Source organism: Streptomyces sp. R35 (genome assembly GCF_041053035.1).
Classification (GTDB): Bacteria; Actinomycetota; Actinomycetes; order Streptomycetales; family Streptomycetaceae; genus Streptomyces; species Streptomyces lutosisoli.
In genome coordinates, this window is sequence record NZ_CP163440.1 from 11,093,308 (window position 1) to 11,111,760 (window position 18,453).

Annotated in this window: 13 protein-coding genes and 5 pseudogenes; 12 read left to right on the forward strand and 6 right to left on the reverse strand. The window is 68.1% G+C overall.

The window, feature by feature from the left end; genetic code table 11:
* The first annotated feature begins 296 nt into the window (after window positions 1-296).
* A complete protein-coding gene (locus AB5J50_RS50205) occupies window positions 297-524 on the forward strand; it encodes a response regulator transcription factor (protein ID WP_369265168.1) in 228 nt (75 codons plus the stop codon).
* A 236-nt stretch (window positions 525-760) separates the two neighbouring features.
* Window positions 761-1,017 (forward strand): annotated as a pseudogene (locus tag AB5J50_RS50210) (transcriptional regulator); the annotation flags it as partial.
* Window positions 1,018-2,018: 1,001 nt separating this feature from the next.
* Here AB5J50_RS50210 and AB5J50_RS50215 read toward each other — a convergent pair.
* Both AB5J50_RS50215 and AB5J50_RS50220 read right to left on the reverse strand, forming a co-directional pair.
* Entirely contained in the window at window positions 2,019-3,479 is a 1,461-nt protein-coding gene (locus AB5J50_RS50215) for a competence protein CoiA (RefSeq protein ID WP_369265169.1), read from the reverse strand.
* 668 nt (window positions 3,480-4,147) lie between these two features.
* The gene (locus AB5J50_RS50220; protein WP_369265170.1) at window positions 4,148-4,636 is read right to left on the reverse strand and encodes a hypothetical protein; all 489 of its coding nucleotides are present in this window, start codon (window positions 4,634-4,636) and stop codon (window positions 4,148-4,150) included.
* Window positions 4,637-4,721: 85 nt separating this feature from the next.
* Between AB5J50_RS50220 and AB5J50_RS50225 the strand changes: the two genes are divergently transcribed.
* Window positions 4,722-4,847, forward strand: coding sequence for a hypothetical protein (locus tag AB5J50_RS50225; RefSeq protein ID WP_369265171.1), 126 nt, complete (start codon window positions 4,722-4,724; stop codon window positions 4,845-4,847).
* 1,171 nt (window positions 4,848-6,018) lie between these two features.
* Here the strand turns inward: AB5J50_RS50225 and AB5J50_RS50230 are convergent.
* Window positions 6,019-6,447, reverse strand: a complete 429-nt coding sequence (locus AB5J50_RS50230; RefSeq protein ID WP_369265172.1) for a hypothetical protein — start codon at window positions 6,445-6,447, stop codon at window positions 6,019-6,021.
* Window positions 6,448-6,945: 498 nt separating this feature from the next.
* On the opposite strand from AB5J50_RS50230, the gene AB5J50_RS50235 reads away from it, so the two are divergent.
* The 4 genes and pseudogenes from AB5J50_RS50235 (at window position 6,946) to AB5J50_RS50250 (ending at window position 8,919) form a co-directional block, all read left to right on the forward strand.
* Window positions 6,946-7,563 carry a hypothetical protein gene (locus tag AB5J50_RS50235; RefSeq protein WP_369265173.1) on the forward strand — a complete coding sequence of 206 codons (618 nt, stop codon included), beginning with the start codon at window positions 6,946-6,948 and terminating at the stop codon, window positions 7,561-7,563.
* A pseudogene (locus AB5J50_RS50240) lies at window positions 7,560-7,703 on the forward strand (IS5/IS1182 family transposase); the annotation flags it as partial. The gene AB5J50_RS50235 and the pseudogene AB5J50_RS50240, both read left to right, overlap by 4 nt.
* A gap of 282 nt (window positions 7,704-7,985) precedes the next feature.
* Entirely contained in the window at window positions 7,986-8,360 is a 375-nt protein-coding gene (locus tag AB5J50_RS50245) for a hypothetical protein (protein ID WP_369265174.1), read from the forward strand.
* 199 nt (window positions 8,361-8,559) lie between these two features.
* Complete coding sequence (locus tag AB5J50_RS50250; RefSeq protein ID WP_327434730.1) at window positions 8,560-8,919, forward strand: metalloregulator ArsR/SmtB family transcription factor; 360 nt, start codon at window positions 8,560-8,562, stop codon at window positions 8,917-8,919.
* 149 nt (window positions 8,920-9,068) lie between these two features.
* Here the strand turns inward: AB5J50_RS50250 and AB5J50_RS50255 are convergent, their stop codons facing one another.
* A complete protein-coding gene (locus tag AB5J50_RS50255; RefSeq protein WP_369265175.1) occupies window positions 9,069-9,683 on the reverse strand; it encodes a hypothetical protein in 615 nt (204 codons plus the stop codon).
* Window positions 9,684-10,078: 395 nt separating this feature from the next.
* Between AB5J50_RS50255 and AB5J50_RS50260 the strand changes: the two genes are divergently transcribed.
* The 3 genes and pseudogenes from AB5J50_RS50260 to AB5J50_RS50270 all read left to right on the forward strand — a co-directional run.
* A complete protein-coding gene (locus AB5J50_RS50260) occupies window positions 10,079-10,966 on the forward strand; it encodes a hypothetical protein (RefSeq protein ID WP_369265176.1) in 888 nt (295 codons plus the stop codon).
* Between the two features lie 95 nt (window positions 10,967-11,061).
* Window positions 11,062-11,970, forward strand: a pseudogene (locus AB5J50_RS50265) (IS110 family transposase); the annotation flags it as partial.
* 17 nt (window positions 11,971-11,987) lie between these two features.
* A pseudogene (locus AB5J50_RS50270) lies at window positions 11,988-12,284 on the forward strand (transposase); the annotation flags it as partial.
* Between the two features lie 183 nt (window positions 12,285-12,467).
* Here AB5J50_RS50270 and AB5J50_RS50275 read toward each other — a convergent pair.
* Together AB5J50_RS50275 and AB5J50_RS50280 are read right to left on the reverse strand one after the other, a co-directional pair.
* Complete coding sequence (locus AB5J50_RS50275) at window positions 12,468-14,675, reverse strand: NACHT domain-containing protein (RefSeq protein ID WP_369265177.1); 2,208 nt, start codon at window positions 14,673-14,675, stop codon at window positions 12,468-12,470.
* A gap of 862 nt (window positions 14,676-15,537) precedes the next feature.
* A pseudogene (locus AB5J50_RS50280) lies at window positions 15,538-16,167 on the reverse strand (IS30 family transposase); the annotation flags it as partial.
* Between the two features lie 98 nt (window positions 16,168-16,265).
* Here AB5J50_RS50280 and AB5J50_RS50285 point away from each other — a divergent pair.
* Window positions 16,266-17,570, forward strand: a complete 1,305-nt coding sequence (locus AB5J50_RS50285; RefSeq protein ID WP_369265178.1) for a hypothetical protein — start codon at window positions 16,266-16,268, stop codon at window positions 17,568-17,570.
* A 424-nt stretch (window positions 17,571-17,994) separates the two neighbouring features.
* Window positions 17,995-18,357 (forward strand): hypothetical protein, encoded by a 363-nt coding sequence (locus AB5J50_RS50290; protein ID WP_369265179.1) that lies wholly within the window; start codon window positions 17,995-17,997, stop codon window positions 18,355-18,357.
* The last annotated feature ends 96 nt before the right edge of the window (window positions 18,358-18,453 follow it).

Below are 18,453 nucleotides of genomic sequence, written 5' to 3' on the forward strand. Positions count from 1 at the left end.
CCGGGCCGGCTCCGCAGGCCAAGAACCCCGTTGCGGGGCTGTGGAAGGCGCCCCGGGTGCCGGGCGGGGGCCGGGGGCGGCCGTCATCTCCGTAGCGGTACGGCTCTTCTCTGCGACCGCAGGGTGGTGCGCGTGCGGATGTGGCCTGTGACACGCCTGTGACAGTCGGCGGACACGGTCATGAAGTCCTCCGGGCAGTCTTATTGAAAGCGGACAAAAGGCAGCATTCGGGCATTTGTCCTCTGCTTCCGAGGGTGTGAGCAGTGATAACCGAGCCGACGCGCGGAGGAAAACCCATGAGCCTCACACTCACCACGCCGCACACCGAAGCCGCACCTGCACTGGCCCCGCGTGAGCTGGAGACCCTGCGACACATCGCCTCGGGCTGCACCTACCTCCAGGCGGCCCGCCACATGGGACTCTCCCGGCACACCATCGACGCCTATCTCCGCCGCATCCGGGCCAAGCTCAACATCAACACCACGGCCGAACTCACCCGACTGGCCATCTCCCTGGGACTGTGACACCCGGCCACACCGGACCAGAAACCGCCCACAGGCGATCGGGCACCCCTGCACGCCCCCCGGACATACGCCACGCTGCACCGCCGCCGCTCACCGGCCCGGGCCGAGTCTCCCCGCCTCGGCCCGGCCCAGTAAGCAGCGGCGCGTCAGGGCCCGTGACACTGCTGCGGAGGCGGGTGGCCTCGTTCACTTCCAGCGACAGCGTCTGCCGATGAGCTTCATGTGCTGTGCCGCCAAGACGGACGGTCCGCGCGGAGTGGAAGCTGACGGAGCGCGGGTTCGGGCCGTGGCGCGGATCTACCGCCCCGCGCAGGGCTCGGAGCGCTCGTGCGTGCATCTGTGCATTGCGTCGTGGCACGCGCTCGATGCCCGCCACTGGGGTGAGGCCGGGCAGCTTCCGCCAGCCGAACTCGCCCGGCTCCTGGGCGTGTTCGCGTCCCGGGTGATGACGCCGCGCGGCTCCACCGCGGTGACCGGCCTGGAACTGATGACCGTGGCAGCCGCCAGCCGCAACGGTGCGAAGCGGTCCTCCCACGCGGTACGCACACCGCGGCCCAGTATCGTGCGCAGGACCGGCCAATGCGCGGTCAGCTGCGCGGCGTTGAGATAGCGGGTGCAGTCCTCGCTTGTGCCGTTCAGAAGAACGATCCGGTACATCCCCAGCAGCAGCTTCTCGTCACCGAGATGGAATGTGCGCAGCCCCGGCCATGCCAGGTGAAGAGGGAGGACGACCGTGCCCCGGGTGGGGCCGATGAGCTCGGTGAGGTCATCAGGCAGCTGATCCGGCGCCGGAGCCCAGCGGGATTCCACGTCGGCGCCCGATGCCTTTTCGATCATGTCCTGGTCCTCCCTTCAGCCCAGTTCACGTGGTCGGACCGGTGGCGGCGAAAGCATGTCCCGCAGGTGCCGGCCCAGCGGTCTTTGGCAGCCCAAAGCCGAAGATCCCTGCTGGGGGAGTGCCGGCCCGGAGGCTGGGAGACACCTGCTCCTCCGGCCCGGAACAGGTAGGGCACGCCTTCCCCGCGTCGCTGCCCGCCGACAACCGCCGACAACCGCCGTCACCACGGCCGGGAGACCGCTTTGGGCATTCCGTGGTCCACGTCCTGGTGCCGAATCGGAGCCGCAGAGTCTGGGCCCCGGCCCCACACCGTGCGTTCGGGCGGTCGTCGTGAGCGGGCGGGCAGTGTCACCGGCCGCCGGCAGGTTGGCCGCCGTGATGGTGGGTACCGAAGAAGCACGGCTGGACGGGGGCCGCGGCCGGTGCGGGCGTGGCCGTCCTGGGCGCGGGCATCGGAATGGTCTTCCACCGTCGCCCTGCGCTGTCGTCCTTGCGGACCGTCACGGTTGACGGGTACGCAGAGGGGATTGCCTGCACGGTCCTCATGAGGATTGCGGTGTAGGAGGCTGCGGTCTTCCCGCTCACCCCTGGGGTGCCGTTGACGAACGGCACCCCAGGGGGACAAGCAACCCGCCAGTAGTTTCCTGGGTGGGTTTTCACGTTTCCAGGCGGCTTGTCTGGTTGATGGGTGTGCTGCCGGTCCGTCGCCACGGTTTCTCGTACTTGCCGCCGCACGTCCTGCATTGGGCTCGGAAGAGCCTGGCGGCCTGCCCCATCTGCTCGCTCGGTTCGGCCCGGTACTCAGCGTTCTGGATCTTCGCGACGAGCTGCGGAGTGGCACAGGTGCAGGAGCTGCCTCCCCAGGCGCGGGCGGCTCCGGCCACGGGTGTCTCGACGATTTCGGTGCGGTAGCCGTCGATCGGCCGGTGCTTCTTCTTGATGTTCGCCGCGTTCTCGAACCGGCGTTGGTCGGTCTTGCTGGGGAAGATCAGCAGGAGTCCGGCCAGCAGCAGGAACGCCTCCCCGCGTACGCGCCCGGGGTCGGGGTCGAATACGGCGGCCGGGACGCCGTGCTCGTCGACGAGGGGGACACCGCCGGCATACCGGGGATCGCCGGTGCTGAAGCCCACGGTCGCGATGACGCAGTGCTCGTCGGCGAGCTTGGCCAGGGCCTGGTCGACGCCGAGGCGGAAGACGCGGGCCACCTGCCAGGGTCTGCCGGGTGGTTGGGCGCGGGCAGCCCGTTCGGCAGCGGTGGCCTCGGCCAGGGCTTTGGCCCGGGTGACCTTGTTCCTGGCGCGGATCGTCTCGCGCTTCTTCTCCTTCTCCCGTTGCAGCGAGGCCAGACGGGTTTCTCGGGCACGCTGCTGTCGCTCCTCTTCCGCCAGGTGCGCGGTCTCGGCCGTGATGTACTGCGGCGCCGTCCACACCGTGGCGAGCGGCCGCTGCGGGTACCGCAGCGGCGTGCGCGGGGCGTGTGTGACGATCCGGCGGGCGAACGCCCAGGTGAGGAGCTGGGTGAGGGATGCCGGGACGGCGCTCCATTCTCTTCCGGTGAACTTCACCAGGCCCTCGGCGACGATCAGGTGCTTGGCGCCCTCGGGCCGTTCCAGGCGGACGGAGGGGACGGCGCCCAGCCACGGCGGGCGGGGCCGGTCGCTGAACCAGATCGAGGTGACACCGTCGGCGTGCATCCGCTCGGTGCGGGCGGTGATGTCGGTGTCGGTGATCGGGGCGAGCTGCGCTTCGAGTGCCGTCTTCCAGGCCCCGGCGGGATCGGTGGCCAGCACATCCGCCCGCCAGGCCCCGTGGGGGCCGCGGGCTTCGAGCTCGGCGTGGGCGCCGGCGTCCCGCGCGGCGTTCGCCAACTCCAGCTTCAGCAGGTGGTGGGCGACCGACTCCAGGGCGAGCGCGCAGGTGGGGGCGCCGGGAGAGTGGGCGAAGAACCGTAGGCCGGTGCGGGAGGTCTTCGCATACATCGCGTGGCCGCACTCGTCGCAGGCCAGCGGCGCGAGCGGCCGGGTCTTCCAAACCGCTTCCCAGCCGCGCCCGCACCCGAGGTCGGGCAGGTGCGCGAAGACGGTCCCCCACTCGGCATGTACGGCCCTGAACGCCACGCTGGCCCCCTGCTGGTCGGCGAGGAGGCCATTGTGGCGCGGGGCACTGACATCGCATCAGGCCGCGGCGGGCTCCGGCTCGGGGTCTGGTTCCTGTGGGGCGGGACGGGCGAGGTCATTGCTCGAAGGCCCTGACGAACTGCTCGGCTTCCGTGACTTTCTGACCAGGATCGGCCGATCGCTCATCTGCGTCTGCCAGATCGTGCCGCCGGATGCCGTGAATGAGCGAGTACTGGTGGCAGAGGGCGAAGCGGTGCCTCCGGCCCGGGTTCGGGAGATGTACGACGAGGCCGAGCGCGCGTTCGTCACCGCCGCTCGCCGATATATCAACGGCGGTCCTCCCGCGGCCAGGACGTCCCGCAGCTCCGGTACGGCTCACGGTCACAGGGGGCGGCGACGCAGCGGCGCTGGAGCAGGCCCCTCCCGTGCTGGACGTGGCGGCCCACACCGACCCGCTCGGCCGTGCCGGCACGGGCGCCGCGATGAAGCTGGCCGTCAACTCCCTTCTGATGGGCCTCAACCAGGCTCTCGTCCTCGCCGAGCGGGCGGGATGGCCCGAGGCCTGGCGTACCAGGTGTTCGCGTCGGCCGCCGTGGGGGCGCCGTTCGTGCACTACAAGAAGGACGAGCGGGCAGTCGGACGCCGGAGCGGCGCCGGCAGTTCACCACTCAGTGGTGACCGGGCGATGCGCGAGCAGAGCGGCGTACACCCCGATGACCAGGCAAAACGCGCTTTGACTCGATCGAACGAAGAATTTGAACCCTGTACAACAATGCGACTTCTTCACGAGTCGTACACCCGCAAGTCACGAACCATCCCCAGGGGAGACCCTGAGTCAGCAATACCGGCAGCACCCCGGATACGGCGCCCCAGCCGCCGAAGAAGCGCAGCGTCGGCAAGATCGCGGGCCTCGGCTGCGGCGGCATCCTCGTCCTGTTCGTCATCATCGGCATCGCCACCGCGGGCAACAGCGGCTCCGACTCCGCCGGCACCAGCAACAAGGACAAGGCCGTCACCACCACCGACACGGGCGCGGCCAAGGACGCGAAGAAGGAAGACACCAAGAAGGCGCCGGCGAAGGAGGACAAGACCCAGGTCGAGCAGTTCCAGACCTGCGTCGCCAAGTCCGGTACCCCCACCGAGAAGGCGGCCGTCAAGCACGTCACCAAGGTCACGGGCGCCGACAAGCGCAACAACATCCTTGACGCGCCCGAGGTCTACACCGCCTACACCGGCGGCTTCATGAGCTCCAACGCCGGCGACGCCAAGCTCATCGCCTCCGCCTTCACCTCCTGCTACGAATCGGACAACGGACTCGTCAGCGTCTACGGCAAGGACGGCGACCTCATCGCCAACGCGAACTACTGACCCTTGCCTCCCGGGGCCCCGCCTGCCGCACCGCACCCCGGCAGGCGGGGCCCTGCAGGACCGCCACCCCAGAGCACGACACCATCGAAGGACCCGCCTCACCACCGGCTCCGTACGGCAGCCACAGGCGACGGGCGGAGCCCGCATACGGTCCCACCCCGGCAACCCCCGTCGCAGCGTGACCTTTTACCTCTGGCCGGCGCAGCGTCATTTGGCACCATCCGGCGGCTCGGGATCGGCTGCCAGGGCGTACGGGCCGGCCCGTGCAGTGGCCCTGCCCTGGTGGGACGCGCGGTCTCACACCCCGCCCGACCGTGTGCGCCGCCGGTGCCATCCCGTTAGCAGCAACGGGGAGAGCGGTACCGTGCCGAGACGGGATGGTCCACCCCGACCGTCCAACTCGCTCCGCACTCCGGGCAGTTCGCCGTCCGGGGCGGCCTGGACCGCCTCGGTCCTCGCCCTCGTGGCCGCAGCCGGCGCCAGTGCCGCGAACGGCGGACCGAAGAGCAGAACGGCGCCGTCGATCTCGCCGACGGCATCCGTGGACCACCGTACCCCGGCACAGCCACCGCGCCGCGCCACCTGCACCCGGTCAAGGACCTGTACCGGGTGAAGAAGACCTGTCGGACAGGCGGATCGCCTGGGATCACGTTCTGGCTGCGCAACCACGCCGCGCACGCGATGGCGTACGGCATCCGGTATGAGTTCCTCGACACGAACGGCAAGGCCGTCGGCTCGGCGGAGGGCGTCTTCACCCTGTCCGCGCACCGGCTGCTCGGTGACGAAGCGCTCGAAGGCGACACCGGCCGCTGCGGCCCCAAGTTCCGGCTCGCCTACATCAACGTTTGTGACCGGCGACGGCGCCGGCCAACCCGACCTCTGACACCAGAGAATGGGGCGCCCGGCGTAGCCGCCGAGGCCGGCACCGCTGGCACGGCGATCGACCAGCGGCTGTGCCTGGCCTTCACCGCGGCCGCGCCCGTCGACGAGGCCTCCCTGATGGGCATCGAGCTCACTGGCCGGACCGGCGGGAGCGGGGCGGGCCTGAAGATGCGCGCAGGTCGGCAACGAGCTCGTGGCCCGCCTGACCAGGGCGGTGCGGCGCTTGGACCTCGACAACCGCCAGCTGCCCGTCGACCGCGCCCAGTCGGGTCGGCCGTCCATGCTGGACCTACCGGCGTTCTGGGGGCCGCCAGGAGGTATCTCGGTCGTCGTCCGATGCTCCTGCCACCTGCGTAGGTGGCTCGTAGACGGCGCTCATGACCTTGACGATGTCATTGGCGGACAAGTCGCCCTTGATTTCCGCGATCTTCTCACCAGCGCGCCACAGGATGACCGAGTTGCCCTTTCGGCGTGTGACGTACGCACGCAGCGTCATCGAGACAGCCGTCAATACCGCACCGGCTCCTCCCGCCTGGAAAACCCACCCTCCCCAGCCGATCCCATCGGTCATGGCATTGACTAGCGGGAATGATTCATAGGCAAAGCCGTTTGCTGTCAGCAACTCCTCGAACTCGTCGCCGTGTTCGCGAGGGAGGATGAGCGTCGCGTCGAGATGGCCGGCGACTCGTACTCTGAACGCACGCATGTCTAAGCTCACGCCTGAAAGTTACGGGTGCCCTTTTCATCCCCGCAAGGTGCGTGCTACGGCCTGGCCGCGCCCTCATCTGTGCTGTCGCAGTCCTGGTCTTGAGCCAGGAGAGCGCGGCGCATGTCTCGCACCGGGTCGCCACGAGCTCGTCCTCAGGTACGCCCTCAGCGTCCTACTTGATCGGCCCGCCGGCGACGGACGTGCACCGCTTGCTGACGACACGCCGCCCCTCGTGCGGGTGAATCCCTCGCCCGCAGCTTCCCTTGGTTCCCTCATGCGGGTGACGGGGTGTCAGTGCCGCTCCCTACCGTCCACACCGTGACGAGTTCCAAGCGCCTCGATGGCGCTCGCTGCCCAAGGCGGTGTTCATGAGCCTGACTTCAGGACCCGTGCTGGGGGGTGTCAGCCAGTAACCTTGGCGCTTGCGTTCGACGCCCGCCCCGGGAAGAGTTTCATCCGGTAAACGCTCAACGGGGCGATGTCGTGTGAGCTGGGGCGGGGCAGAGGATGTGCGTACTGGATGCGGCGGCCAAAGAGGCTGCCGTCGCTCGGTTCCTCCGCGAGTATCCGCAGATAGAGCAAGCTGAATGCGACCATCCAGCGCTTGTGGGCTGCGCCGATGCCGCCTGGTCGAAGGCTCCCGGTTGTCCTGCTGGGATCCCGGTCCTGCTCCGTGGTCTCCTCGATCAGGCCGCTGGCCCCGAGGCCCTGCGCGTACTGGGAAACGTCTTGATGGACAGCGTCTTTCACGCGAGCGCGGCGATGTCGACTGCCCTGCCCTTCCTGATTCGCCTGGCAGCCGTCCCTGACATCGCGATGCGCCCTGGCCTGGTCGACCTCTTGGTCGTTGCCGCCGAGCTGTCTCAACCCGTCGACGCGGACAACGAACGCCAGGTGCTGCTGCTCGGCAACGACTGCGATCACCCGGAACGCGAATGGTGCAGGGCCGCGTTCGCCGCACACGCCTCTGCGCTGCGCGCGTTGCTGGAGGACGAGCCCCCTCCGGACGGACTGATCAGCGCAGACGACCGCGAGTGCCTGCTCAAGGCTGTGGAACTGCAGGGAGACCTCTCCGGAATAGTGCAGGCCCGCGCTTGTGAGGCCCGTGCAACTATCTCGCAGTGACTGGTGCGATCACGGCGTCGGAGCGGTCCTGGACAGTCCCGTTCACTGGGCTGAGCCCACGTCAGTTCAGCAAACTCATCACCGCGTTGCGGCGCGAAGGCGTGGATCCAGTGCGCAAGGGCCGGCCCTGGAGCCTGCCTCGCCGGATACGCCTCGCTCGCGTTCGGCGTCGGCCGCCCAGATCAGCGAGCGCTGCCCGAACGGGTCTCAGCCGTCCGCGTCGGGCGAGCTCTGCGTGCGCCGGTCCTGCTCGATTACGGCAGGAGCAGTCGGAAATCGGTTCTCTCGCGCTCATGTCCGGTCGGCGGGTGTCAGCCTCGGAGATACCGCGCCGGTGACTCGGGCGTGCGCATACGGTGCCTCACGCGGCGGGAGGGGCATCGCCGGTCCTGCCGCGCAGCCGACAACCAAGGGGAGGCGCTATGGCGAGTGTGGAAGTGTCACTGAAGGAAATGATGACCGCGGTCGAGGGGTCGTTGGGGGCGGCCGTCGTCGACTACACCAGCGGTATGGCGCTGGGCACGCTGGGCGGGGGCAAGGACTTGGACCTCACGGTCGCCGCTGCCGGCAATACGGATGTGGTGCGCGCGAAGGTGCGCACCATGGAGCAGCTGGGTCTCAAGAGCCGGATCGAGGACATCCTGATCAGCCTCGGAGCTCAGTACCACCTCCTCCGGCCGGTCACCGGACGCAGCGGCAACGGCCTGTTCCTGTACCTCGTGCTCGACCGGGCGCGTTCGAACCTGGCGATGGCCCGCCACCAGCTCAAACGCGTCGAGGAGCAGCTGGAGATCTAGGCCGGCCGGAGCCCTGGGCTGACGTGTACCCACGATGTGAAGGCTTCTTCAAGTCACCACATCAGCATGATCCCAATTGGTGGATGCGCGGGGCCGCGGGCGAGAAGGATCGGTACCGACCGACACATCCTGCGGCGGCGCCTTTTGGGCGTCGCCGCACCGTGAAGACCATTCCCCACGTGCCAGGGAGCGAGCACCGATGCGGGTCCCCCTCTACCAGGCCAAGGCGGAGTTCTTCCGCATGCTCGGACACCCCGTGCGCATCAGGGTCCTGGAGCTGCTGCAGCACGGCCCCGTCCCGGTGCGGGACCTGCTCGCCGACATCGAGATCGAGCCGTCCAGCCTGTCGCAGCAGCTGGCCGTCCTGCGTCGCTCCGGCATCGTGGTGTCCATCCGGGAGGGCTCCACCGTCAGCTACGCGCTGGCCGGCGGCGACGTTGCAGAGCTCCTGCGCGCGGCCCGCTGCATCCTCACAGAGCTGCTGGCCGGGCAGAGTGAACTGCTGGTCGAACTGCGGCAGAGCGACACGTCCCCGCCGCCGGTGCCCTCCAGCGGCTGACCCCCCGGAGCCGGCGTCCGGCCCAAGAGGAGGCCGGCGTCCTTGCCGGTGCAGGGCTGCGGGACGGTGAAGCAGGGCAGGACCTATGACGAGTTGCTCGCTTTCGGGGCCCCTCCCATCGAGGGCGTTGTCAGCGCGGCTTGAGCCGGTCAGCGGGGAGCGAAGCAGGCTTCCAGTGCGGTTCGCTGTTGTGGCGGCAGGTGGTCGCCGAGAGGGATCTTGCGCGGGCTGTGATCGCCCTCGCAGAGCCAGCTCTGCTCGTCATCGTCGAACGACCAGTCCGCGGCGCCCCACATGGGGTGCCCCTGAAGCAGGTGTCTGGCCAACGCCTCGCTCGCCTCGGGCGCACCCTGAGCGGCCAGAGCCTCGGCCACCGCCGTCACGGCCTCCTCCGGAACCGCCGCATCGCCGAGAACAGGCAGAAGAAGGAGGAGACGGGCGTGAGAGTCGGTGACGCCTGCCGCACCCGGTGGTGCCTCCCGCAGGGTGGCGAGCTCGGGCCAGCACAGCCCGGGGCCGATGCGGTCCTGATCGTCGCTGGCCAGGACGAGATCCTGGCTCCAGTCGGAATGCGTGAGGAAGTAGTCCGTGGTCGTGAACTCCTCGCCGCTGTTGACGTGCACGACGATCGCGAAGCCGCTGGCCAGCGGCACCGTGAACATGGGCCACGCCGACGGGTCGTGGAGCGTGTCCAGCATGGCGTCCGCGTCGCCCGCGTCCGACCCGAAGGCATCTGGCGCGAACCCCTCAGCCAGGTCCGCCAAGTACGCAGGCCAGAAGCCCCGCTCATCCAAGAGAGGATGCCCGTCCACGACGGGCGACGAGGAGTACCAGTGGAGCAATTGTCAAAGCCTGTGGATCGGCGGGGAGAGGGTCCAGGGCGCTGGGACCTTGCCGAAGATCGTCCCTCCCGGACGATCGGTGTCCCGGGGTCGGGCTCAACCGGATGCGAGCCGCGGCTGTGCGTGAGAGCCTGAACAGGAAGGTGCCGATGAACGACACAACGTCGCACAGCCCGACGGCCTAGGTGGGCGACGGCCGGACCAACGTCCAGGCCGGTTCAACCTGACCACGACTTCGTCCATTCTTCGTAGCGAAGTTCACCTCGCTCCACCAGTCGACGGGGTCTGTCCATCGCTTCGAAGCGAGGTGCACCAGGATGTCAACGCTGCTCCACCCCCGCCATGCTCAAGGCACCGATGAGGTCAGGTCACTTGAGGCCTCACTCGCGTCATCCAGGCCTGAGCCCCGGACCGCCGATGATGTCGGCAAAGGGTTCGTCGAACGGCTCCAGGCCGACGCCGTACGCCGGCAGAAGCAGTTCGAGCACGACGCCGGGCTGGCGCGTCCCGTCGTGGACCGACTGCTGGACGTTCCCGACCTGCGGGAGGCCGCGAAGCCACTCGGAGCCGACCAGAAGAGGCGGCTGGAGACCAAGACCGGGACCTCGTCATCGCCCCCCGCATATGCTGCTGCGCCGCAGGACTGGCGGATGAACGCGGATGTCGACTTCGTACTCAAGTCGCCGCCGTACGACGGGGGTTTTACGTCCGGTTCGGGCGCCGCGGTCAGTGCCGAGCATGCGACTTTCAGCCTGGACGTGCAAGCCATCGGATCTTCCGACGCGTGTTCCCTCAGCATGGGTTCCTGGTTCTTCGTCCCCCAGGACAACCCCGCCCTGCGACTCAGCACGTCGATCTACTTCAACAGGGACTGGCACCAGCAGGCGATGGGCTATGTCGCACACAGCCGGTTCGCGACCACGCTTCAGATCTGGGACGACACCGCCAAGACAGCGCTGCCGGCAGCCCCCATCGCACCGGGCTGGAATGACGGCGTGGGCTGGTTCGAGGCACATGGTGACCATACGGAAGGCGAGTGGATCGACGCAGACACGCACTTCCCGGCAACGGGCGGCCACTGGTACTTCATTCAGGCGGGGTTCTCCGCCTCGGTCGACGCGGACAGCGGCATCTTCGGCACTGCTGACTCGACCATCCATGTGTCGGGGTGGCTCTCGTACCTGATGCTGGGCATCTGGTCCTGACGGAGAGACACACCTACCGCTGCCCCTTCAAGGTGCAGCGGTAGTCCGCGTGGCCTACGAGCGCCGATACATGCGCACCAGCCCGTCATAGCTCTGCGGCCTGGACTCGCTCCTTCGGCGTCGTTCATCGAGCCGGGGTGGAGGGCACAGGATCATACGGAATATCGCTGTGCCGATACCTGCTTGCCGAAGGCGTGCAGGTCATCGAGGTTAACCGGCCAGACCGTGCCGCCCGGCGGCAGCGTGGAAAGAGCGATGTCATCGACGCAGAAGCGGCAGCCCGGGCGGTGCTGGCAGGCCGGGCCCGCACCTGCCCGAAGTACACCGAAGGCACCGTGGAGGGCCTCCGGGTGGCCAAGATGGTCAAGGACTCCGCGGTCACTGCCCGCACGCAGGCCATCAACCAGCTCAAAGCCATCCTGGTCTGCGCTGATCCAGGCCTGCGTGAATTGCTGGAACCGCTGCGTAATCCGGCGCTGTTCGCCGCCTGCGCTCAGCTCAACCCCGAGCACAGCACCGTGCACCAAGCCCTGCAGCTCCTGGCCGTGCGCATCCGCCACCTGTCGGAGCAGATCACCACCCTGAAAAAGCAGATCACCCTCATGATCCGTGCCCTCAACCCGGATCTGCTCAAGGTCTTCGGCGTGGGGCCCGACAGCGCGGCAGCCCTGCTCATCGCCGCCGGCGAAAACCATGACCGGCTCACCAGCGAGGCGTCCTTCGCTGCCCTCTGCGGCGTGAGCCCGGTCGAGCACTCGTCCGGAAAGAGCCGACATCGCCGCCTCAATCGCGGCGGCAACCGCCAGGGAAACGCAGCGCTCTACCGCATTGTGCTCACACGCCTACGACGAGAAGAGGGAACCCAGCACTACCTCGAACGACGCACCATGGAAGGCAAGACCAAACGAGAGGTCATCCGGTGCCTCAAACGCTACGTGGCGCGGGAGATCTACCACTGCATCCTGGCCACACCACTACCTCAACCGAAGACCAGGACCGGTTGACACACCATAGGGGCATCAATCTCAACACCCATCGGGCCGCCGGGATGCGCGAGTACGCCGCCGACCATGACTGGCTCACCATCGTGCAACTCCCCTCCTATGCACCGGATCTGAACCCGGTGGAAGGGGTGTGGTCACTGCTGCGTCGCGGCCCGCTGGCCAACGTCGCCTTCACCGATCACGAACACCTCGAACGCGTCTTACGCCGCGGACTGCGTCGCATCCAGCGTCATCCCGAACTCATCGACGGCTGCCTCGCAGGCACAGGCTTCCGCCTTACCCACCACCCGACAACACCCCGAAGAAGTCAGTAGGTGGCGTTGGATTCGGCAGAGGCGCCAGTGCGACGATGTGCGGCTGGCGATTGGCGTTTGACGCGGATGCCATTGGTCAGGACCGCGAGACCGAGCCGGACGGGTTCGTCGATACGGGAGGTGCTCTCGATGGTCGTCCCGAGCAACGTAGCGGCAGCGACGCCCTTGTTTCGTATGATCTGGTCAGGGTTGACGGCGTTCCCATCCGCACCACCCGTGCCGGTCTCGTTGTCGGCTGCCGGTGGCCCCTGTGGGGCGTCCTGGCCTTCGGTGGCCTTCTGCAAGGTGCCGCTGGAGGTCGATGTGGCGGAACTGGTATACCGCTCCCGCCTGTCTCAAGACACCCCGCCTCTCGTGGGCGTCGCCTAGGAAACTCATCAAGCGCCAGGGCACGCGCCCCGCCACCGCCAGTTTGATATGCGCCACCAGGAACCCCAACCACACTGAACGGATGAGTCCGAGCACGAGACCAATCGGGAACGTGACCGCGAACGCGAGCGCAATGTCTTCCCCGGACACCTGGCCCCCCAAGGGGATGAGGAGCACGTACGACAGTGCATATATCAGCACGCCCGTGGCCCCGCCCAAGAGCGTAAGGGTCCAGAAGGTGCGTTGGTCCCGAGCCAGGACTGTTCCTGGCCCCACTGCCCTGTCCAGGTCGGGGTGCACCGACCGGAGTCCGCTCAGGAGGGCAAACGGGATCACACCGGTGAACCCGCCGATAAGGCCGGCCATGGGTCCAATCTCCAGCCCAGAAGTGATCCCGAACGCGAACCCGAAAATGAGGCCGAGGGTGAGTCCGCATGTCCGCCAACCGGATCTCTCTCTCCAACTCCAGTGAAAACCTGAGCTTGGGCTTCTTTCTCCTGATTTTGAGGCGATCACGGCTGCCACTAGTGCCAATGAAATCCCTACGCAGAGCAAGACACCGAGCCCCGTCGCGAAGCCGTCATAGAGTCCGGCCACGAGGCCCCCGGGGAGCCCGCCTATGAGGCTGGCCGTGAGCCCAATCGCAAGCGGCTGTCCAGAGGGGAAGGCTTTATGAAGTTGCCACCAGGCGAGGTTGGGGGTGCCCCCGAGCGTGTGCTGAAGGTGGCTGGCGAGGAAGGTGAGGGTGCGCTGTGCTTTGTGAACGCTCCAGCGTGTGGGGTGCTGAGGGTGGGGGCGGTAGGCGGCGGGGATGAATGCGGCGAACAGATGGGTGTCAAGGTCCCGGCGGGTGGGGTAGCGGGCCTGGTCGAGGAGTTCATCGGGGTCGGGAAGTTCGGCGACCTCTTCGTCGGGGCGGGGGTTGTAGATGGTGCGGGCCAGGAACAGGCCGAGCGGGGTGCTCAGAGCCTCGGAGGCCGAGGTGTCGGTGCCCAGCGCAACGGTGACCCGTCTCCATCGGGCTGCGGCCGGGGTACCGGCGCCTCCGGCATCGCGCTCCAAGTAGGCAGCCGCTTTCGCGGGATCCAGGGGCAGCAGGCGGATTCCTGCCGCTCCATTCAGAAGCACACTGGTCCCGGATGGAGCGGTAAGGGCGCTGCGGTACTCGGCGGTGCGGCTGGAGACCACGAGCGGTTGCCCTGCGGGTAGTGCCTGGTTGATGGCATGCAGGGCCCGGGCGCCCACGGCCTCAGGGAGTTCATCCAGGCCGTCGAGGATGGGCAGGATCAGCCGCTGCTTAAGCAAGGCACGTGCCAGGGTGCCGGTAGCGGCCGGTGGGCGATCGGCGGGTACGGGATCGCGTAGAGCAGGGTGGTCTTGCTCGAGTTCCTGGGTCATCCATGTGTACAGGTCCTGCCGAGCTGGGTCCCAGGAGGCCAGTGGAAACAGGACCGGGACGGGGCCCCGGAGAGGGCGGCGTTCGAGCAGGGCCAGGAGCAGGCGGATCAGCAGCATGGTCTTGCCCCCACCAGGGTCGCCGAGGACCACTAGACGGCGGGTGGGAACGCGCTCGAAGGTCTTGGCGATTTCACCCCCCTCGCCGGCCAGTCCTCTGGGGCTGACAGCCCACGCGGAGGCCGCTTCCGAGGACTGGCCAGGCCAGCCTTCGGCGAGCTCCCTCAAGTGCGGCCACGACTCCACCAGGTCCGCGTCGGCCGCGACCCATTCGACCGACAGCGGGAAAGGGTCATTAAGGCGACGTACCTGCGCCTCGGCTTCCCACTGTTGGCGCACCCCCTGGGCAAGTTGGTCGGCCACCTCCTCCAGCCGGGCAGGCACCGGCTCGCTCTTGCCGCGGTGAAGCACGGCAATCACTGCGGCAGGTAGCGCCAGCAGACCGGTGAAGGCGGACAGGACAGTGACCAGATCTTCGACCCGGTGGCCGCGAGCGACGTACCACGCCAGGAATGCCCCGACCATGACTACGTACAGCAGTCCAATCCACTTCGGTACACGTCTCACACAGTGATCATGCGGGACTGCGAACGACATTCCCATGATTTGACGTCGTCGACACATCGTCGGATCGGCAGGGAATCTGGCGGTCCGATCACGGGATCGCTACACGAGGAAGCGCCGTAAGACCCAGGTTAGCGAGTTCCGCCGGTAGCCCAGGCGGGGACGACCTCGTCCACCAGGAGCAGTCCCTGGCCGAGCCGGGACAACCCCCGCGTGGGCAGGGACGACCGATGACCAGGAGTCGATCATCATGCATTCCTGGAACCACCCCCGCGCGCGCGGGGGGTGGTTCGAAGTAGCACCGAGGCCGGCTGGCTGGTGGAATCTAATCTCTGCTGCCTCGGGCCTGGCGGTCCAGGAACTCAATCAGCCGTGTTTCCGAACGTGTAAGCCTCTCCCGTTGTTCGCGGGGAAGCGAAGCGAGGGCGTCGACCAGGACCCGCTTTCGCGGGACGTGCACCATGTTGCCGGAGTAGATCCGGCAACTGGAACACCAGGCGAGTCCGATGCACCGCTCGAACATGGAGGACTCGGGCGGATGGAATCGGTACTGGTACGAGTGGACGGGCGTTCCGCAGGCGGCACAGATCCGACGGTCCCCGTCGGAGACCGTGTCCCAGGTCCCGACCTTGCACCAGTGCTGCCGCCTGGCCGGTGCTCTTCAAGTCGTCATGCCCAGCATTCTCTCCCACAGCGAGTCGCCCGGCACAGCCGTCCCGGCGAAGCTGGGGGCGGAGCAGACCGCTTGGGTTCTATAGGTCGTTGCAACACCTGTCCTGAGGGATGTTGCGATGACCAAGCCGCGTCGGACGGCGGATTCCAGTCATCGTCGCAACACGGTGATCATTCCAGTGTTGCGACGAGCCTAGCGAAGAGGTTCGCGGGGGGTGTTCCAGTTGAGGGTCTTGCGGGGGCGGCTGTTGAGTTCGGCGGCGACGAAGGCGAGGTCCTCGGCGCCGAAGACGGACAGGTCGGTGCTCTTGGGGAAGTACTGGCGCAGCAGGCCGTTCGTGTTCTCGTTCGAGCCGCGTTGCCAGGGGCTGGCGGGCTCGCAGAAGTAGACGGGGATGCCGGTGGCGCGGGTGAACTCGTCATGTCGACTCATCTCGCTGCCCTGATCCCAGGTCACCGAGCGGGCCAGCTCGGCGGGGAGGTCGCCGAGGGCGTGGACGAGCGCGTCGCGGACCTGCTCGGCGCCCCGGCCACCGGGCAGGTGGAGGAGTTTGACGTAGCGGGTGGACCGGTCGACCAGGGTGCCGATCGCGGACCGGTTACCCTTGCCGACGATCAGATCGCCTTCCCAACTGCCAGCTATTTGACGGTCGTTGAGCTCCTCCGGGCGGTGGCTGATCAGGGTGCCGGGGTCGATGAACCGGGTGGCGCGCTCGTCGGGCCGGCGGCGTCGACGGCGAGCGGGCCGGCCGCTGCGCAGGACGCCGGGGGCGCGCTCCAGGCCGCCGCGGGGCGGCAGATAGACGGCCTGGTAGACGGTCTCGTGCTCGGCGCGATTCGGCAACGAGTACCGCTATCTGTGCGCGCTGCCGCTCCGCTGAACGCCAGCAGATCGCCGAGCGGGCTGGCAGGCTGTGGGACATGCTCGACCCGCGGGCCGGACTCCACCCGGCGCACACGCCTGCGTCGGCCGTCAGCAGCCACCCCACCGAGGCGGCAGCGGCAGACGGCGCGGCCGCGGCCGTGCCCCCTCCCTCAGGCTGCGACTGGGAGAACTACGCGACGCGGCTGGAGGAGCTGCTGTCGGCGCTGGAGTGGGCAGGATTTGACCTGCCACAGGAGTGGGCCAGCGACTTCGACCCGCAGGAGGGCGCGCTGCTGTACGCCACCCTCTGGCGCGGCGACGGCGGCGTGGACGTCCAATACAGCCCTCACCAGGGCATGTTGGTCTTGCAGCCCTTCGACGACGTGATGGGAGTCTGGCCGGAGTCCTATTCCCTGCTGGAGGACAGCATTGAGATCCCCGTCGCCGCTTCCGGGGAGCAGGCCGTCACCGCCGTCGCCGGGGAGGCTGGGCTGCTGGATGCCGCCCACGTGCTCGTCGCTGACGCCGCACCGCCCGAGGCCAAGCGGGGGTTCGCCCTGCGCAGAGTCCGCCGGATCTTCCAGCCGGCTGCGGCCTTCCGGCAGCTGCCGCTGGCCGACGTGCTCCGGGAAGTCACAGAGAGCGAATGGCTCAGCGCCCACCTGGACTGGGTGGTCGGCATGGCCGGCCGGGACGTCGCGCCCGACATCGTGCCGGACGCGGCGGCACTGGGCGTGGCCGCCTGGTGCTGGCGCAACAACACCGCGGTGGAAGACCACCACCTGGATACGGACGTGCTGATGGCCCGTGTCAACATCGCCGTCACCCACATCACTCAGCAGCACATCTGCCCCGTCGAAGGCATCGACTGGGACAGCATCAAAGACGCTCTGATGGATCCGCAGTGGGCCGTTGCCGACGGCACCACAGTCCATTCCCTCTTCGGCCCGGGCTGGGCGGAGGTAGCCGCCACTGTCACCGCAGAATTCGACCGCTGGCGCCAGCTCGACCACGAGGTACTCGGCCCCCAGAGCACGCTGATCTTGATGAGCATCGGCGGCTCCACCAGCTACACCGACTCCTGGTGGGGGCAGGGCCGTTGGCGCAGCATCTGCCGCCGCATCATTGACGACGCCGCCGCCGCCAGCCTGCTCCTGCCACCGCCCTACGACCAGCGCGGCCCGGATGCTCTCCTGGCCGACCTCGACGCCCCCGACCAGATCCCCGCCCCCGTTCTCGGCTGGCTCATCGACTTGCCCGGCGCCGGCGACCACGAGCCCCGCGGCCTGCGCATGCACCACGTCACCCGACCGCCCCAGCACTGCTGGGACCCGTATTGGCTCACCGACAGCAACACCTGACCAGACCCGCGCCCGGGGCAGGGCACAGCCAAAGGCCGTGCCCTGCGGCTCGGGACTGTCCTGGCCGGCCTTCGCCGACTCCGTGAGCAGCAAGACGGCTTCGCCCAGTACGGCAGATGGGGCGCCACCAGCTGTACGCCGGGCCGAACACCCGCTTCTTGTCCGAGGGCACGCGCACGTCAGTGGCGATGGCCTGCTCGGCGACTTTGAGAAGGGAGGCAGCGGTCGCGCGGGCGAGGTCGGCACCCTGCTGGTCGTTCGTCGGGTTTGGCATGGCAGGACCGTAGGGATGCGGCGAGACAGGGAGCGATCAGATTTGCGAAGCCGGGAACGGCGTGTAGGAAAAGTCCGTGATCCACTGGTCTACGACGTTCACCGGAAACAAGGTTGAGCCGTTGTCAGAGGCACGCCCTACGGTCGGTCCATGACCTCCTTATCGACCCCGCGCCCGAGCGACCGCTGGCTGCTCCAGGTCACGATCCAGTCGGCGCGTGCCGACGAGGTCGGCTGGAACGAGCAGCGCACCGTCCTGCGTTCTGTGTCCTCGTACGACCCTGTCACCCAGACCTGGAGCACCTTGATCGGAGTGCTCGATCTGGCGAGCGTGCACAAGCTCCAGGCCCTCTTCGACGTGGTCCGCACATTCGGGAGCGCCGTCTGGCTCGAACCCGTGCCGGTCCCGGCCTGGTGGCAGGAGCCGTCCTTCGAGAGCGACAGCGAAGTGGCCGCCCTGCTCGCCGTGAAGGCGGACGAGGGCCGACCGCTCGGCCAACTGCCCGTCGCCTGACCCGGCGTACGTACGGCCTCCGTCCCTCCGCGGCCGCGTTCGGCCGATCTCGTCGATTGGGCGCGGATCGGGGTCGACCGGTCATCGCCATCGCCT

What these genes read in the sequence shown, in the direction of transcription:
- AB5J50_RS50205 (WP_369265168.1), top strand. Translation starts at nt 297, where the DNA reads ATGAGCCTCACACTCACCACGCCGCACACCGAAGCCGCACCTGCACTG.
- AB5J50_RS50225 (WP_369265171.1), top strand. Translation starts at nt 4,722, where the DNA reads ATGAGCTCCAACGCCGGCGACGCCAAGCTCATCGCCTCCGCCTTCACC.
- AB5J50_RS50235 (WP_369265173.1), top strand. Translation starts at nt 6,946, where the DNA reads ATGTGCGTACTGGATGCGGCGGCCAAAGAGGCTGCCGTCGCTCGGTTC.
- AB5J50_RS50245 (WP_369265174.1), top strand. Translation starts at nt 7,986, where the DNA reads ATGGCGAGTGTGGAAGTGTCACTGAAGGAAATGATGACCGCGGTCGAG.
- AB5J50_RS50250 (WP_327434730.1), top strand. Translation starts at nt 8,560, where the DNA reads ATGCGGGTCCCCCTCTACCAGGCCAAGGCGGAGTTCTTCCGCATGCTC.
- AB5J50_RS50260 (WP_369265176.1), top strand. Translation starts at nt 10,079, where the DNA reads ATGTCAACGCTGCTCCACCCCCGCCATGCTCAAGGCACCGATGAGGTC.
- AB5J50_RS50285 (WP_369265178.1), top strand. Translation starts at nt 16,266, where the DNA reads ATGCTCGACCCGCGGGCCGGACTCCACCCGGCGCACACGCCTGCGTCG.
- AB5J50_RS50290 (WP_369265179.1), top strand. Translation starts at nt 17,995, where the DNA reads ATGACCTCCTTATCGACCCCGCGCCCGAGCGACCGCTGGCTGCTCCAG.